This window comes from Streptomyces sp. NBC_01717 (genome assembly GCF_036248255.1).
In the GTDB taxonomy this organism is placed as follows: domain Bacteria; phylum Actinomycetota; class Actinomycetes; order Streptomycetales; family Streptomycetaceae; genus Streptomyces.
On record NZ_CP109178.1, the window covers coordinates 138,877 to 154,234 of the forward strand.

Below are 15,358 nucleotides of genomic sequence, written 5' to 3' on the forward strand. Positions count from 1 at the left end.
CGTGCACCCGCACCCCGTCCGTGGGGCCCCCGCGGTGCCCATGTCAGGCTGGCCGTAGGGCCAACGCCCCTCCGGGCCATGAGTGCATCGAGGGCGGTGCACTGCATCGTCACCACAGCCACGCATTGGAGTGCCGTACCCGGGACAGGGCGCGCGCATCGCGGCGCACAGCCGCGCTGCCGATGCGGTTCTGCCGGGACCGAGGCCGGCGCGACTGCCCGGCAAAGAAGCGGCGGCGCCCGGCGTCCTGGAGCCGCCGTCGTTGCATACGCAGCTCCTGCTTCCTCTGCGCCTGCGACTTCGGCGGCTTCGGAGGCCGGAGCGGAGGGCACAGGACGAGAGACGGCCCTTGGACGTGGGGGAACTGGAGCAGGTCTGGGGACCACCCTGAGCAGCGGGCGGGGAATTTCGGTTCGGAGAGCCTCAACACCCCGCCCGCACCGCTCCCGCGACACCTGCCACGCTCCACCCCAGCCGCCCCACCGTCCTGTCGTACGGCCTGGGCGCCGACAGCACGGCCGTCCTGCTGATGTTCCTTGCCGATCCGGCCGCGCCCGACGCCGGCTCCCGCATGCCCGTCCGCGCGACGGCGTTCACCCGAAGCATGAGACCGGCGCGCGCGTCGAACGCGGCGGCCCGGCCGCGCTGCGAACGCGCGGCCGGACCGCATCCTTGGTCAGTGCCTGGTCAGCCATCGTGTGCACGCCGGGAATCGGCGTCCGGTGCGGCGCACGGCAGGCGCCGCCACTGCACCGGCCGGGAACCCGGGGAGTGCCGTGCCGAAGGCCGCAAGGCCGCGACGGGGCGAACCGCTGCTGTCCCGGCGCTAGCTCTTGCTGCCGTCAACGATGACCGGCGTACCCCCCGAGTCCGTGCCACAGGGCACCGCGTACACCGGGTGGGACTTCGCGGCCTCCTTGTAGGCGTCCAAACACTGGTTGTAGAGCACCTTGTCGCTCAGCGACCGCTCGATGATCTTGTTGGCGCCGGCGATCCCCTCCGCCTCGATCCGCTTGCGCTCCGCCTCCGCCTTGGCCGTACGCGCCCCCTCGGTCGCGCGCTCAGTGGCCTGCTCCTGCTGGATCTTCTTGTCGATCTGCTCCTGCAGCTTGTCCGACGGCTTCACATTGCGCAGGTTGACGGCCGTGACGTCGATGCCGCGCGGGGCCAGGCGACCCTTGATGAGCGTGTCGATCTCCGAGCCGATCTGCTCCCGGGCCGAGGCGTAGCCCTCCTCGCTGGTGTGCTTCGCGAAGACGTTGCGGATGATCTCGCGGCTGTCCGGCACCACCAGCCGCTCCTGGATGGCCTCTTCGGAGCCTGCCAGCCGGTAGAGCGCGACGGCCTTCGAGGGCACCACGGCCCACTTGATCGTGACGTCCGCGTACAGCACACCTCCCTGCGCGGAGCGGACCTCGACCGTGTCCTTGTCGTGGAGGTCGAGGTCCACCGGGCGGGTGGAGAAGGACGTGACGTCGGTGAACGGCGACTTGAAGTGGACCCCGGAGGTCAGTGGGGTGCCGACACTCCCGAGGGTCACCGGGACCCCTACCTCGTACGCGCTCACGACGTAGAAGCACGCGAAGGCGCCCGCCAGGATGCCGGCGACAGTGCTGAGCGCGGCGCCCAGCTTCCAGCCCCCGGTGCGGCCGCGGCCGACCACGAACAGCACGACTGCCGCAATGAGCAGCAGGATGGCCAGTACGAACACGGTTCTCCCCCTCCGAACGACCGCCGCCGCCTCCGGGCGGCGCGCAGCGCATCGTAACGAGCCTGATGACGGAGCGCGGGGCAGTAATGGTTCCCGGCGAAGAAGACCTCCGCACGGGGCCGGCCGGGGACGTTCTTGACGTCGCGGGCGTTGACCAGCCAGCACTCCAGACCTCGCGATTCGAACCCCGGCCGCGCGTTCGCAGCGCGGCCGGGCCGCTTTTCACCTTGCCCGTCACGGCCTTGACGCAATGCCACTGACGTTAAGTTGATCATGGTGTCTGGTGTGGTCATCTTCCGTGGTTCGGTAGCTTGCTGAGTATGGATCAGGGTGAGCGCGTGGTCCCGAGCGGGCATCTGCCGGACTGGATCGGGCTGGGGGTGCTGGCCGCTGCCGTGCCCCGGGACGCCATCGAAGAGGCGCTGGCCGTGCACTGACGCGGTGTCAAGCGACGCGGTGGGAAGCTGCCACCGCACGTGATGGTCCACTTCGCCATGGGCATGGCCCTGTACGCGGACGCCGATTACGAGGAGATCATCACCGAACTCTCCGACGGTCTGGACCGGCTGGGCTGCTGGGATGCCGACTGGGAAGTCCCCGGCAGCGGTGCGATCACCCGGGCCGCCGGTGCGCCTGGGCGATGCGGTGCTGGCCGATGTGTTCGACGCCGTCGCGCAGCCGGTCGCCGAGCTGCTCACTCCCGGCTCTTTCCTACGACCGCTGGCAGCCGTCGACCGGCACCATGATTCCAAAAGGTGCGCACGCAGCCGGCCGGTCGCACGGCGGATGCGTCTGTCCGTCTGGCCGGTCAGGAGATGTCGTTGTCGGTGAGGCAACCACGGCGCAGTTTGTCATCGACCGTGGTTCCACGTCGTTCAGCCAGCTCGTGGAAGGTGGAGATTTCGCGCTGCCAGGCCAGGGCACGGTCTGCGGCGGCCTGGTGGACAGCCTCAGCCGGATCGGCGACATCGCACGCGCCGCCCTCGTCCTCAACCGAAGCTGGAAATGAACACTGCTGAAGGGGCACTGACAGTCCGTGAATTAATTCGGGTGCCCTTCGCGGCCAGGGGCTTATGCTTCTCAGCCATGCCTACCAACGCAGAGATAGTCGGCCTGGCCCTGGACCGGATCACGGCCGGATACGTCTTCCCCCAGCGAACCGTGGAGATCAACGGCGCGATCCGGAGCCGGCTCGCCGCTGGGGCGTACAACACGCTGAGCGGCCCCGCACTCTGCGCGGCCGTGACCGCCCACCTGCAGGAGGTCTGCCCGGACAAGCATCTGCGGCTGCTCTGGCAGGATGAGCCCCAGTCCACGGATCCGGCGGACGAGGATGAAGGCCGGGCGTCCTTCCTCGCACTGCTAAGGGCCGAGAACCAGGGCATCCGCCGCTTCGAGCACCTCGAGGGCAACATCGGCCATCTCGACATCCGGCGGATCGCCGACGCCGGCGAGGGTGCCCGCGCGATCGGTGCGGCCATGGAACTGGTCGCCCACACCAGTGCGCTCATCCTCGATCTGCGTGAGTGCCGCGGTGGCTCACCCGAGGGCGCCGCCATGTGGTGCAGCTACTTCTTCCCCGACGACCAGGTGCACCTCAACGACATCTACGAGCGCTCCACCGGCTCCACCCGCCAGTACTGGACCGCCTCGCATCTGCCCGCGCCGCGCTACCTCGAGCGCCCGGTGTACGTACTCACCAGTGCCATCACCTTCTCGGGCGGGGAGGACGTGGCGTACACCCTGCAGGCGCACGGACGAGCTGTTCTCGTCGGCGAAACGACCCACGGTGGCGCTCACCCGACCGCCCGGCACCCGGTGACGGAACACATCACCGTCACCGTGCCGACCGCCCGGACGATCAGCACCGTCACCGGGACCAACTGGGAGGGCGTGGGCGTTATGCCGGACCTAGCCACCACCTCAGAGCAGGCCCTCGAGACGGCACACAAGGACGCACTGCGACGCGCAGTGTAGCTGTTCCGACGTAACAGACCAACCAGGGATGACTGGGACTCAGCATCATGGCCACGCACCACAACTACGAGCTCCTCACCGCCGAACACGGCTTCCCACTGCGCCGGATAGCCCCGCACCTCTTCAGCTACAAGGGCCCCAAGTGGCGCCGCGGCATCGAATACATGACAGCTGACCGGCGCGGCTTCTGGGAAGAACGCGGCTACCACAACATCGCCGCCCCCCTGGCGACAGCAGCGCTACCCCTACCAGGAAGAAGGAACGACGGCCCCCACCTGCCTGGCGGATGAGGCAATCAGGGCGCACTTGCCGATCCAGCCGACCGGATAATGCGGCCACCGCAGCGGCCCTGCGACCCGGCCAACCCGATGGGCACGAACCGGGCTGGTCGGGCGTCGGCGTACTTGTCGATGCCGGCTCTCCTCACGACCGCGAGCTCTCCGTGACCGTGAGAAGGACGCTCGTCGTGGGTCGGATGCTGCCCGCCATATCGGCGGGGTTCAGCTGGAGGGCGATGTCGACGATCTCTTCCTGCCCGTCCAGCGCCTCGCGCTGCTTGTCGATGAGGACGGCGGGCGCCTGGATTTGAGCAACATTCCCACACAGCCCGAGACTCGACGGGGCGGCACCGACGTCACCGAGCTCGAACCGTCCGTCGTTGAGGTTGCGCTGCCCCTCCGTCACGATCTTGTTCTCCCGCAAATACGCTTGCATCGCCTGCGAGGTACTGCGGAACGCCACGGCCAGCCGGACACCTCCGGCCGCCGCCGTAGAGTGCGTGACGTAGTGGACATTTTCGGCACCAGCGGGCAGAGCAAGGCGTATGACATCGAGCTCCTGCTGCAGCGGAACATCGCTCCCTTCGCAGGCCCGCGCGTCACCGAACGGATGCCCCTCGTCCGCGAATCCCAGCAAAAGGCCCACGCCCAACGCTGCCAGGACGCACCCGCTCCCGGCCACCCACCACAGCCCACGCATAGGCTCCCCCTTTTACATTCCGGACCGTTCACCGCACCGAAGCGGGCTCTCCCACCAGCCCATGGAAGATCGCGCATGACGATCTCGGCTGACGTTCACCCGACCGTGGCCGCTCACTCAAACCGATGCTCAACATGATCTATAAGGCAACGCGTTCTGAGACCCGCACCAGAGAATCTCTGACTCAGGTCACTAGCGGGTCAGCGCCTCGAAGCCGACACCTCCGCAGTACTGCACGACGCGCCCCTCCGCCTCGGAGTCACTGTTCTTCATCGCCGCCACCGTCGCCTCCGCCAAGGTGCGGCCTCCGCCGACAGGCTCATCCCGGAGCGGTCGCATCGCGAGGAAGGCGTCCTGAGTGACCGCCCCGACAACGTCGTACCCTGACGACTCCGGAGTGTCCGTGGCCGCCGCGTTCCGCGCCTTCTGCCACGCCCCCAGCTGCGTGCAGTAGTTCTCCCGCTGCGCGGTCAGCCGCTCCTCGTCCTCGCCCTCGGACGAGGAACACCCCGCCGCCACCGCCACCAGGGCGAGGACCGCGACTACCGCCTTAAGCACACGCACCACATTGCCCCCGGCTGAAACTGCGCCCGCCCGCCCCTGCCACCCTCAACTCCCGCAGCAGAATACCCGCGCCGGATACCTTGGCCGCCGCAACGGTCGCTGACTGAGCGGCGCAGCGCCCGTACGAAACGCGATGGCAGGCCGTCCTCTACCATGTCGTCGCCCGCGCACAGATGACGATGTAGCCGCCCCTGCCCCAGCGCTGTCAAAACTCGGGTTCTGGCCCACTTTCCGTGGTGCGGGCACGCTGAGTAACCGGTTGGGGATGAGAGCCCTGGCTGACTAGGCTCGCGTCATGAGTGGACCGGTGTTGGTGATTGAGTTGGCGGATCCTGTCCCACCCAAATCAATGAGGAAGTTCCATCGTGATTCGTGCAGGTCACCGGCCCTGGCGTGACGAGTCGTTGGGGTGCTCGCGCAGCTCATCACGGTGATCGTCGCGGGGAGATCATCCGTCACCGCGCCACCTGATGGTGCGTCAGCACCAGCAGGGCCCGCACCAGCGCGGTCGCGTGCCGCGGATGCATGCGCACTTTGCTCAGGATCCGGAAGGTCTTCAGGCTCGCGAAACCGTGCTCGACCGGCGCGCGCAGGCTGCTGATCAGCCGGTTCACGACCTTCTTCGACGAGGACAGGCGCTTGCCGCCGCTCGCCCTGAACCCGGTGATGACCGCCGGCTGTTCCCCCTCGCCGTCGTCCAGGCCGACGAAGCCCAGGTCGGCGACCGCCCCCAGCTCAAGCTCCCGCAGCCTGGCGCACAGCTTCTCGTGGCGGCCTTCGGCAACACCCGCTCGGCCGCCATCTCCTACGCGACGTCAGGTCGTGTCATCAGTGGCGACCGCACGTGCAACTCCAGGCTGGGGCTGGTCAGGGGCACGGTGCTCCATGTCGCCGCCGCGGTCCTCGCCTCGGCGTCGACGACCAGCCGAACGCGGTGCGGGGTGGTGACGACGTAGAGATCGGCGACGAATGTGCTGCCCTGCCAAGCACCGGCCGCGACGACTGGTCGGCCGAGCGGGGAGCTTTCCCTCCAGTCCCCATGGCCGACCTCAACGTCGAGGAGCGACTCGAACCGTACGAGCCATCCGCCGTCGGTGGGATCGACGGTGACCGTCGTTCCGTCGGGCAGGGCCGACCTCTCGGCCGAGGCGTCGAGTTTCGCGCTGACCGCACGCCCCGGGGCGGCCGAACCCAGCACCGGCTGCAGCGACAGTCGCTGCAGCCGATCAGCGAGGATCGCGTCGTCCTGGGTGCTTCCCGCGTGACCCACGCCGGGCAGCAAGCACTCCCAAACTGCGTCGAGCACGTCCTGGGACTCTCCTTGGGCGGTCACGGCGACGACGAGATCGTGGGACGGGACAACCACACACTGCTGCGCATAGGAGCCATGGCCGTGGTAGCCGTGACGCGACATCCAGAACTGATAGCCGTAGCCGTAAGAGAAGTCCGCCTGGTCCGATCCGTCCAGGATCCACTCGCTGTCGATGTGCCGACTGGTCGCCAGCTCCACCCAACCGCGTGGGACGAGTTGTTGGTCGCCCCACATACCTCCGCGCCGCAGCAGTTCGCCGAAGGCGGCGACGCCCTCGGTCGTCAAGTGCAGTCCGTGGAATCCGAAGGCGGCGCCACTGGCCACCCGGTCCCACTCGGCGTGGTCGATGCCCATCGGCGTAAACAGGCGCACGTCGAGGAACTCCGGAAGACCGCGGCCCGTGACCCGCTCCACCATCCGGGCCAGGATGTAGGTGGTCGAGTTGTCGTAGACGTGCCGCGTTCCCTCGGCCGCGGCGAACGGCAGGCTCAAGAAGCCCTTCACCAAGTCGTCGGGTTCCCGCTCCCACGCCTCGGCGAGGCTGTCGGTGGGGTGCCCGGACGTCATGGACAGCAGGTGGTGAACGGTGATGCGGCGCCCCTGCTCCGAGACGTCGGCCGGGACGCGGTCGGGCAGCACGTCCACCACACGGTCGTCCAGCGAGAGCAGCCCGTCGCCGACCGCGAGCCCCACGGCGATCGACGTGAACGACTTGGTCAGCGAGTAGAGAAGGTGCGGGCGGTCGGCCGAGTACGGCGCCCACCAGCCTTCGGCCACGACGTGACCGCGGTGCACGACCATAATCGAGTGGCTCTCGCCTGATCGCGCTTCGAGCCTGTCCAGCATCGCGGAGATCGAACGGGACGAGATTCCCGAGGCGGCCGGCGCCGAACGTGGAAGCAGGGTGCGTTGAGAAGACATTCTGACTCCCTGACAGATGCACGCGGATCTGGTTCGACCTTGAGTCGGAGGTGGATCGAGGACAGCGATGTGCATGAAGCAGGGGCTGTCAGCCTGGGTATTTTACGACCAGGTCGAATCGCGGTTCCATGGGGTTTTTCTTCATGGGCCGATGGCGGTGTCGGACAGCTCTGCGCACGAGGGGTCGAGCGGCGGGTGCGGGCTTGTGGGCGCCACCGTTGATCTGGCCGGCAAGCAGCAACACCAGTCGGCCTGGCGTGAGTAGTCGTTGGGGTGCTCGCGCAGCTCGTCACGGTGATCGTGGCGGGGAGATCATCCGTCGCTCTGCGCCGGGTCGTCTTCCTGGATCTCCTGCACGCTGCGCACTCGTCCCCCTACCCTGCGAGCAGGGCTGCGACGGCGGGCTTGCGAGAGAGGGGACATGGTCCAGAACCTGATGGTGTGGCTGCTGGAGCGCCGCGTCGTGCTGAGTGAACGCGCCGAGCGGCTGCGCAAGCAGTTGGCCGATGTGGAGGCCGAGGTGGCCCGGCTGGAGATGGCCGAGATCGTCTACCGGCAGTATCAGGAGGATGCCGACGCGGGGCATCCCGATGCCGCGGCCTGGGAGCAGGCCCTGGAGGAGGCCACCGGCGGTGCCCCGGCCGTGCCCGCGCAGAGTGCCGGCGCGACGCCGGGCGCCGCGGGCCAGCTGCTGTTCGGCCCGCGCGGCTCCGAGAGCCGGATCGAGGACCTGCCCGCCGACTATCGGGCGATCATGGAGGTCGTCGTGGGCGGCGGCGGCCCGTTGCAGGCCAAGGACGTGGCCCGCGAGCTGGGGCTGGATCTGCTGCCGGCGAAGGTGGAGCCGGTGCGCGGGAAGCTGCGCAAGCTGGCCGAGCGTGGCTGGATCACCCGCACGTCCGCCGGGCGCTACCTGCCCCGGTAGCCCGCGACCTGTCTCGTGCAAGGGCTGGTTCCGGCCGTAACGCGTGTGCCCCCGGCGGGAGTTGGGCAACGTGTGAAGAAGAACACCAGCCCCGCCGGGGGCGACATCAGCCTTGTCTACTCCGTCCACCTGCCGCTGTCCGGCGCCACCGTCAACCATGTGGCCTCGCTGATCCGCGCCCACCGCAAGAAGATCCGCTCGCGGTGGCGCGCCCTGAACGACGGGCGGATCGCCGTGATCGTGCTCGCCCACCTGCGCAACGACGAGCGGCTGGCCGACCTGGCCGGCGGCACCGGCGTGTCGGCCTCCACGGTGCGGCGCTGGGTGCTGGAAGTGATCGGCCTGCTGGCCGCCCGCTCCCCGCGCCTGGACCGCGCGCTGGCGAAGGTGGCCAAGGACAGCGGGTGCGTGGTACTGCTGGACGGCACGCTGATCCGCACCCGGCGACGGACTGGTCAGGCGAACCGGAAGAACTACTCGGGCAAGCACAAGGCGCACGGCCTGCTCTTCCTCGCCCTGACCGATGCGAAGGGGCGGCTGCTGTGGATCTCCTCGGCCCGCCGCGGCGCGTGCAGCGAGATCACAGCAGCCCGCTACGAGAAGCTGTGCGCGCGGCTGCGCGAGTTTGAGCTGGGAGCGGTCGCCGACCTGGGCTTCGTCGGCCTGGACGACGGCGACGGGGAACAGCCGGCGGTCATCATCGGGTTCAAGGCGAGCGGCGGCAAGCGCCTGTTCTCGCCGAAGAAGGTTGTGAACCGGCTGATCAGCAGCCTCCGGGCCCCCGTCGAGCACGGCTTCGCGAGCCTGAAGACCTTCCGGATCCTGACCAAAGTGCGCATGCACCCGAGGCACGCGACCGCGCTGGTACGGGCCCTGCTGGTGCTGACGCACCACCAGGTGGCACGGTGACGGACGATCTCCTCGCCACGATCACCGTGATGAGCTGCCCGAGCACCCCAACGACTCGTCACACCAGGCCCGCTGACATGCACGAATCACGATGAAACCTCCTCAATCCAGCGGCTCCGGGAACTCCTTGTCCGCTCCTCATCTCACTTTGAAGAGAAACGGGCCGGCGAGTATGACCTGAACATTCACGCGGAGAGCCTCGGCATAACGGACACGGGCGGCGTCGACGGGCTTCGACCTGTCATGGTCTCTCTCAAGGGACCCGGCATCGGCGACGAGGCCATCTTCATGGCCGAGCATGCCGACGAAGTCGACCAGGAGCCCCTCATCGGCTTCACCCCGACCCACGCAGTCGACGTCATAGCGTTCTGCAACAGGCCCGTCGACCACGTCGTCACGGCCCTGCTGACCGCTGCCGTCATGGACGTGATCGGCGGTGTCGCCAACGCCGAACTTCATGAGGATCAAGTGCCGATCGTGGCTGGCCTTCCGGGTATCGTCGCGACGATGAAAGATCCGTGGCCTGCTGCGTATGGTTCAGCAGAATTCCTAAGAGCGTGGGCTCGACAGCCCGGTTTCCGGCTCGTGAAGTAGCTGTAGGCCAGCCAGTTTTTAGGCCAGGAGTACACGCTTGCGTAACAGCGTGAAGCCGGCGCGGCCGAACATTTGGCGCTTGAGCATCTTGATCCGGTTGACGTGTCCTTCGACGACGCCGGAGTTCCAGGGCAGGGTGAGGCCGGCCGCGACGGCATCACGGTCGCGGTCGATGCCTGCGGCCAGGCTGTGGATGGGTGGCAGATCGTCTTGCCGGACGGCGTCGAGCCAGTCGGGTAGGCGTTCGCCTGTGCGCTCGGTGAGCATCCGGGCGAAGGAGCGGACGTGCCGGGTGAGGGCGTCCAGTTCCGGGCACCGGGCCAGCACCGCCTTGAGCCGGAGTTGTTCGCTCGCTGCGAGGCTGTCGGGGTGCCGCAGGATCCACCCGGAGACCGTCCGCGGGGTTGGCGGCCGGGCGGAAACCGGTCCAGGTGAGAGGCGTTTCTCCCGCAGGTAGGCGCGAACTCGCTGGTAGCTGCCCTTGTAGCCGAACGGCACGATCTCCTCCCACAATGCCCAGGCATTGGTGCAGCCCTGGTTCCAGCGGTCGTCCAGGTAGGACTTGTACTCGTCGAGGACCGTGGGGCGGTTTTGCCATTGCCCCTGGAAGAGGTCTTCGGGAGTGGCTGCGTCGGCCAGGCGCTTGACGGTGCGGTGGGTCATGTGGAGCTGGCGGCCAATCGAGCGTCGGCTGTGGCCGGACGCCAGCAGTGTGTGGACGATGGCGTGCCTGTCGCGGATGCGGTCGGCGAAACGGTGCCCTGTTGGCCATGGCGAGCCGGTCATCTGCTCGGACGGTGGAGCCGCGACCGCAGATTCGGCTGGCTCACGAGCCAGGACCCCAAGGCAGCTGCGGTGCTGGGCGACGCATCGCTCGGCGGCCTCACTGAGGTTGTGCCACAAGTGCCACCTGTCTGCGACTTGAATCGCCTGGGGTGCCCCGATGGTGGCTCCTTCCGCGAAGAACGAAGCGCGGTCGCGGCAGACGACCTCGATGCTGGGGCGTTCAGCCAGCCACGCGGCCAGACTGGATGCTTCCCGGTCAGGAAGCATGTCCACTGGTCTACAGGTCTCGACGTCAACCAGCACGGTCCCGTAGAAACGGCCTTTGCGCGTCGCGTACTCGTCGACCCCGAGCACCCGCGGCACTGCTACTTCAGGATCGGGCAGGGCCTCGACCAGTCGTAAAACGGTGCTGCGGCTGACAGCAACCCCGAAGACACCGGCCATGCGGGCGCCTGCCCGGCCGGCGAGCGCGAGGCCGACCGCGGCGAGCGTCGATCGCAGGCGCTCGGTCCACCGACCATACCTCCGGGTCAGCCCGGCTATCTGTTCGACGAAGGTCCGCCGTTCGCACAACGTGTTTTCGCAGATGAACCGGCGGACCCACAGGCACAGCCGAACCCGTTTCCCCGCACTGGGAACGTCAGCGGGATACCGCAGGTAGGAGCTGTGAACCCGCTCCGACCAACCCCTGCACCCAATGCAGTCGGCCCCGGCCATCGTGCACCGGGCCTCTATCAGTACCGCCTCATCGTTCACGTCCACCGACAGCACCGCGATATCCGCGATCGACGGGAACAACAGCTCCTCCAGCCGGAGCACTATCTCTTCCACGGACCCGAACTGTCAGCCCATCCAAGATCGCCACGGTTGATTTTCAGGCAACTTCACGACGACCAAAGCGGCCTCCAACCGTCACTCACGGTGCACGCTTCACGGAAAGTGGGCCAGAACCAAAACTCGTGAACATCACCCGACCGTGGATCTGGGTGCCTCCCAAACCCGTGAACAACCGACGGCACTACTCGTGAATAAAGCCAGAGAAGAATGGTGGGGGCATGAACGCTCGGCGCGTGAACTGGCAACGCTTCCTCAAGTCTGCCGTTGGCCAGTTCGCCGTGGTCACGCTGCTCGTCCTAGCGCTGTTCGCGTTGGTCGGCCTCGGCTTCTCATATGTTCTGGGGGCCCTTTTCGGGGGCAGTTGGTTCGTTTTCTGACCACTGCGGCAGGGATGCTAGCCGTCAGGACGTCACCCGTCTTCTGACGGAGGCGCCGTGATCCGCACACCGGCCAACACTGCGTGGTGCCACTACCAGTTGCCCGCTCGATCACCGGTTGTGCTCGCCTCCCTCGAAGCCTCGTCCGTGGTCGTCGGTGCCGTCACCGGCGCTGGGGGCAGCGGCGCTCGGACTGAGGGGCCATTGGCCAGGCGCTGCCCAGGCGGCAGCATGCCCTCCTTCATGGCTCAGCCCCATCACTTGCCTCGTCCGCAGAGGGTGGCCCGTCTCGCGCTACAGGCCGGTGCCCCGCCTCCGCCCGGACCGATGGAACCTGCAGGTGTTCGGCGCCGATCGCTGTCGTTCGCGCCTGTTGGTGTCAGTCATTGGTGTCAGCACTTCAGCTGGCCACTCTGGCGCTCAGCCACCCATCACGGGCCCAGCGGAGGCAGCTTGCGGCGCTTCCGGCCACCGCGGTGGAGGGTGTCGCGGTCGCACGCCACCAGAATGAAGCCGCCAAGGCAGAACGCTGCAAAGCAGACGGCGAGGATGAAGCCGAGCGGCTGCCGGCTCCCAGACAAGGAACTGGCTGCGCGAAAGAACTGCCCCAACCCGATCGCCGTGGCGCCCCATCCCGCACGGGTGCTGGCGCGCCCGCGGTGCTGTCGCCCGACGAACCACACGCCAAGAGACACGCAGATGAGACCACCACCGCCGAATATCACTGCATCGAACATCCCCACCTCCGCGGGAAGCGTACCGATCGCGATGGGGCCCGGCCCCCTGCCCCGAGCAACGCGAATGCCTCGCTGCCGTGCGGCCAACTGTGATGCTTCGAGTGGTCAACTAGTGTCTCGGCTGACATCGTTGGCCCGCTAATCGACGTGCCGTCCGGTGGTCAGCAGACTGTTTCCAGGACCTGATCTTGGAGGTGGTCGTGGAGCGTCGACCGAGTGTGTTCGTCTGGCCGGTCAGCATGGAGGAGGGCAGCCCCTTGCAGCGGATCAGCCGGACCGCGGAGGCCCCGGTGGGGCTGCGGCGGACGGGCGTGGTGCTGGTTGATGCACTTGGGGAACGGGGGGACTCGTGACGTTGCCCACGGACAGTCACGTGCACAGCGAGTGGTCCTGGGACGCACCGATGGGCTCGATGGAGCTCTCCTGCGCGCAGGCGCTGGACCTGAGTCTGCCGGCGATCGCCTTCACCGAACATCTCGACCACACCGTCTGGACCGTCGCCCTCGACGGCCCCCACGCCAGCGACCATCTCGCTGCCCTGGCCACGCCGGACGGGCAGCTGACTCCCCCGAAATTCGACGCCTCCGGGTATCTGGAGGCGATCGAGGAGTGCCGCGAACGGTTCCCGGAGCTTCGGATCCTCAGCGGCCTGGAGATGGGAGAACCGCATTGGCACGCTGCGGCCATCGCGAAGGTGCTCGGCGCTGGCCGGTTCGACCGGGTGCTCGGCTCCCTGCACTGCCTTCCACTTCCGGGTGGGGACGGGTTCGCCGAGCCGCCGGGCCTGTACGAGCATCGGGAGGCGGCGGAGGTCGTTCGGGAGTACCTGGCTGAAGTGGCCAGGCTGGTAAGCGAAAGCGACGCGTTCTCCGTGCTGGCCCACATCGACTACCCGATCCGCTACTGGCCGCAGCAGAAGGCCGGGCCGTTCGAACTTTCAGCATTCGAGGACGAGTTCCGCTACGCGCTGCGGGCGACTGCCCAGTCGGGCAGGGCGCTGGAGATCAGCACCCGCGTACCGCTGCACGCGACCATCCTGCGGTGGTGGCACGAAGAAGGCGGAGACGCGGTGACGTTCGGAAGCGATGCCCACGAACCCTCAGCCATCGCCCGCGGCTTCTGTGAGGCGGCACAGATGGCAGAGGCTCATGGGTTCCGCCCCGGGTCGAACCCGTACGACCTCTGGGGACGCGTGGACTGACCTCGCCTGCGTCAGCCACCCCGCAAAACCCTGCATCAGGTGGGCCAGTGTCCTGTGCCAGAGATCCGTCCGCAGAAGCGGGCGAGGGAGTCGAGGATCTCTTCGGCAGCCGCCTGATCACCCACCGACAACTCGGCTCACTGTGTGAGCCGTTGTGAGGTCGCGACGCCAGTCCGGTTACTTCCAGACGGTGAAGTAGTCCTTGGTGGGGAAGGTGAGTTTGAATACCATCCCGTACTCGCGACGCAGATCAGCCACGCTGGTGGAGGTCGGCTCGTGCAGACACCGCCGCACCGGCGGATCATGGAGTGCGCACGGGCGCGGCTCTTCGATCAGTTCACGCGTGTCTCTGGTGTGCACCTGATCCCAGTTGAGAGTGATCGTGCCTGCGCTGAACAACTCCTTCGGTTCGCCGGTCCCCGGCCCTTGCGGGTCGCCCACCTTCCCCCGGTAGTAGTCGACGACTGTGCGCGCGTACTGGAAGTCGTGGCCGAAAGGGATGGGGGATCCGGTGTGGTCCCCTGCGGTGAGGACACCGTCGACAGTGTCGGCCACACGGCGGGGGTCGGCGCCGAAGTAGGCAGGGACGTACATCGTGCAGCGGATCTTGTACCGGTCGTCACCCGTTTGGAAGAACCACTCCTTCGCTTGCCCGCCAGCGCACGCATCCTCCAGAACGACCAGACCGAGCGTGAGCGGGGTATCGGTGTCCCAGACGGCGATGGTGTCCCGGCTCGCAGACTCGGCTTCCTGCCGTGCCTTCACTGCTTCTGGGTTGCCAGCGAGTCTGCGCACGGTCTTCTCGCTGGTCGCGCGACCGCACGCTGCGAGAGCAAGCACCAGGACGACACTGAGAGGTAAGAAGAGGACGCGGCGCATGCGGGACCTCTGCTGCTGGCGTGGAGCTAAGGAGCCGGGCCAGGCCGCAACAACAGAAGCCAAAAGAACAGCTGGGACGAGCATCACGATCCACGAGGTGGTGGTCATGACGGCCATCATTTGTTGACTGTATGGACCGCTGCTACCCGTACAGATACTCAAAGAGCCTGGGGCTGATAAGGATTCGCGAAAATGGTTCTGACCGCAGTTCCGTGATGGCCCAGGCCAGGGACGGCATGCCGGAACGTTCCTGCTCAAGCGAGCCATGTATGGCCGGGCCTCGTTCGAGCTCCTCCGGACCCGCATCCTCATCCAGCCATGATCTGGGCCACGAAAACCGTCTCGTCAACCGCCATAATGCCCAGGTACGTTCACCTCGTGTGCTACTACGCCGAGAGGCCCTACAAGCTGCACTACGCGTGCGTGCCCTGCCGTGTCGCGTTCAAGCGGCATCCGGGGCCCGGCGAGCACCGATGCCCCCGATGCTCAGAACCAATGGTCTGTGCTGGCCACGACTTCGCGGCTCCACGGCGCCGAGACACCAAGGCATGGACCGTCGTGGCTGCCGTGCTGAACGCCGGACTGCGTTACGAGGGCCGCGAACCCTGCGGCTGCGGCAAGGACCCAATTTTCCGTCCCCGTACCCGAGC

Annotated in this window: 15 protein-coding genes and 3 pseudogenes; 8 read left to right on the forward strand and 10 right to left on the reverse strand. The window is 67.4% G+C overall.

All coding sequences use genetic code 11. The annotated features are described in order from the left end of the window. Positions 1–109: 109 nt before the first annotated feature. Positions 110–313: pseudogene (locus tag OHB49_RS00620) on the reverse strand (hypothetical protein); the annotation flags it as partial. 513 nt (positions 314–826) lie between these two features. Beyond that, on the reverse strand, positions 827–1,711 hold the full coding sequence (locus OHB49_RS00625) for a prohibitin family protein (protein ID WP_329156994.1): 885 nt from the start codon (positions 1,709–1,711) through the stop codon (positions 827–829). A gap of 455 nt (positions 1,712–2,166) precedes the next feature. Between OHB49_RS00625 and OHB49_RS45670 the strand changes: the two are divergent. Next, positions 2,167–2,457 (forward strand): annotated as a pseudogene (locus OHB49_RS45670) (transposase domain-containing protein); the annotation flags it as partial. A 62-nt stretch (positions 2,458–2,519) separates the two neighbouring features. Here OHB49_RS45670 and OHB49_RS00630 read toward each other — a convergent pair. After that, complete coding sequence (locus OHB49_RS00630) at positions 2,520–2,738, reverse strand: hypothetical protein (RefSeq protein WP_329156995.1); 219 nt, start codon at positions 2,736–2,738, stop codon at positions 2,520–2,522. A 59-nt stretch (positions 2,739–2,797) separates the two neighbouring features. Between OHB49_RS00630 and OHB49_RS00635 the strand changes: the two genes are divergently transcribed. Both OHB49_RS00635 and OHB49_RS00640 read left to right on the forward strand, forming a co-directional pair. Beyond that, complete coding sequence (locus OHB49_RS00635; RefSeq protein ID WP_329156996.1) at positions 2,798–3,688, forward strand: S41 family peptidase; 891 nt, start codon at positions 2,798–2,800, stop codon at positions 3,686–3,688. A 41-nt stretch (positions 3,689–3,729) separates the two neighbouring features. Continuing rightward, positions 3,730–3,978 (forward strand): annotated as a pseudogene (locus tag OHB49_RS00640) (molybdopterin-dependent oxidoreductase); the annotation flags it as partial. 133 nt (positions 3,979–4,111) lie between these two features. Here OHB49_RS00640 and OHB49_RS00645 read toward each other — a convergent pair. From OHB49_RS00645 to OHB49_RS00660, 4 genes are all read right to left on the reverse strand, one after another. Continuing rightward, positions 4,112–4,666 (reverse strand): hypothetical protein, encoded by a 555-nt coding sequence (locus tag OHB49_RS00645; RefSeq protein ID WP_329156999.1) that lies wholly within the window; start codon positions 4,664–4,666, stop codon positions 4,112–4,114. A gap of 192 nt (positions 4,667–4,858) precedes the next feature. Further along, entirely contained in the window at positions 4,859–5,224 is a 366-nt protein-coding gene (locus OHB49_RS00650) for a hypothetical protein (RefSeq protein ID WP_329157001.1), read from the reverse strand. 461 nt (positions 5,225–5,685) lie between these two features. Further along, the gene (locus tag OHB49_RS00655) at positions 5,686–5,991 is read right to left on the reverse strand and encodes a transposase family protein (protein ID WP_329166290.1); all 306 of its coding nucleotides are present in this window, start codon (positions 5,989–5,991) and stop codon (positions 5,686–5,688) included. A 44-nt stretch (positions 5,992–6,035) separates the two neighbouring features. Next, positions 6,036–7,463, reverse strand: a complete 1,428-nt coding sequence (locus OHB49_RS00660) for a serine hydrolase domain-containing protein (RefSeq protein ID WP_329157003.1) — start codon at positions 7,461–7,463, stop codon at positions 6,036–6,038. Between the two features lie 421 nt (positions 7,464–7,884). Between OHB49_RS00660 and OHB49_RS00665 the strand changes: the two genes are divergently transcribed. The 3 genes from OHB49_RS00665 to OHB49_RS45675 all read left to right on the forward strand — a co-directional run bounded on the left by OHB49_RS00665 (position 7,885) and on the right by OHB49_RS45675 (position 9,891). After that, positions 7,885–8,388 carry a hypothetical protein gene (locus OHB49_RS00665; RefSeq protein WP_329157005.1) on the forward strand — a complete coding sequence of 168 codons (504 nt, stop codon included), beginning with the start codon at positions 7,885–7,887 and terminating at the stop codon, positions 8,386–8,388. A gap of 72 nt (positions 8,389–8,460) precedes the next feature. After that, positions 8,461–9,297 (forward strand): transposase family protein, encoded by an 837-nt coding sequence (locus OHB49_RS00670; RefSeq protein ID WP_329157007.1) that lies wholly within the window; start codon positions 8,461–8,463, stop codon positions 9,295–9,297. 105 nt (positions 9,298–9,402) lie between these two features. Next, entirely contained in the window at positions 9,403–9,891 is a 489-nt protein-coding gene (locus tag OHB49_RS45675; protein ID WP_443079627.1) for a DUF6368 family protein, read from the forward strand. Between the two features lie 18 nt (positions 9,892–9,909). Here the strand turns inward: OHB49_RS45675 and OHB49_RS00680 are convergent, their stop codons facing one another. Continuing rightward, a complete protein-coding gene (locus OHB49_RS00680; protein WP_443079467.1) occupies positions 9,910–11,508 on the reverse strand; it encodes an ISL3 family transposase in 1,599 nt (532 codons plus the stop codon). A 239-nt stretch (positions 11,509–11,747) separates the two neighbouring features. Between OHB49_RS00680 and OHB49_RS00685 the strand changes: the two genes are divergently transcribed. Further along, positions 11,748–11,891, forward strand: coding sequence for a hypothetical protein (locus OHB49_RS00685; protein ID WP_329157014.1), 144 nt, complete (start codon positions 11,748–11,750; stop codon positions 11,889–11,891). A 431-nt stretch (positions 11,892–12,322) separates the two neighbouring features. On the opposite strand, the gene OHB49_RS00690 is transcribed toward OHB49_RS00685, so the two are convergent. Continuing rightward, positions 12,323–12,628: a hypothetical protein gene (locus OHB49_RS00690; protein WP_329166819.1), complete on the reverse strand. Its 306-nt coding sequence runs from the start codon at positions 12,626–12,628 to the stop codon at positions 12,323–12,325. A gap of 349 nt (positions 12,629–12,977) precedes the next feature. Here OHB49_RS00690 and OHB49_RS00695 point away from each other — a divergent pair, with 349 nt between their 5' ends. After that, entirely contained in the window at positions 12,978–13,829 is an 852-nt protein-coding gene (locus OHB49_RS00695; protein WP_329157016.1) for a PHP domain-containing protein, read from the forward strand. A 177-nt stretch (positions 13,830–14,006) separates the two neighbouring features. Here the strand turns inward: OHB49_RS00695 and OHB49_RS00700 are convergent, their stop codons facing one another. Beyond that, on the reverse strand, positions 14,007–14,594 hold the full coding sequence (locus OHB49_RS00700) for a hypothetical protein (RefSeq protein WP_329157018.1): 588 nt from the start codon (positions 14,592–14,594) through the stop codon (positions 14,007–14,009). Positions 14,595–15,358 lie beyond the last annotated feature (764 nt).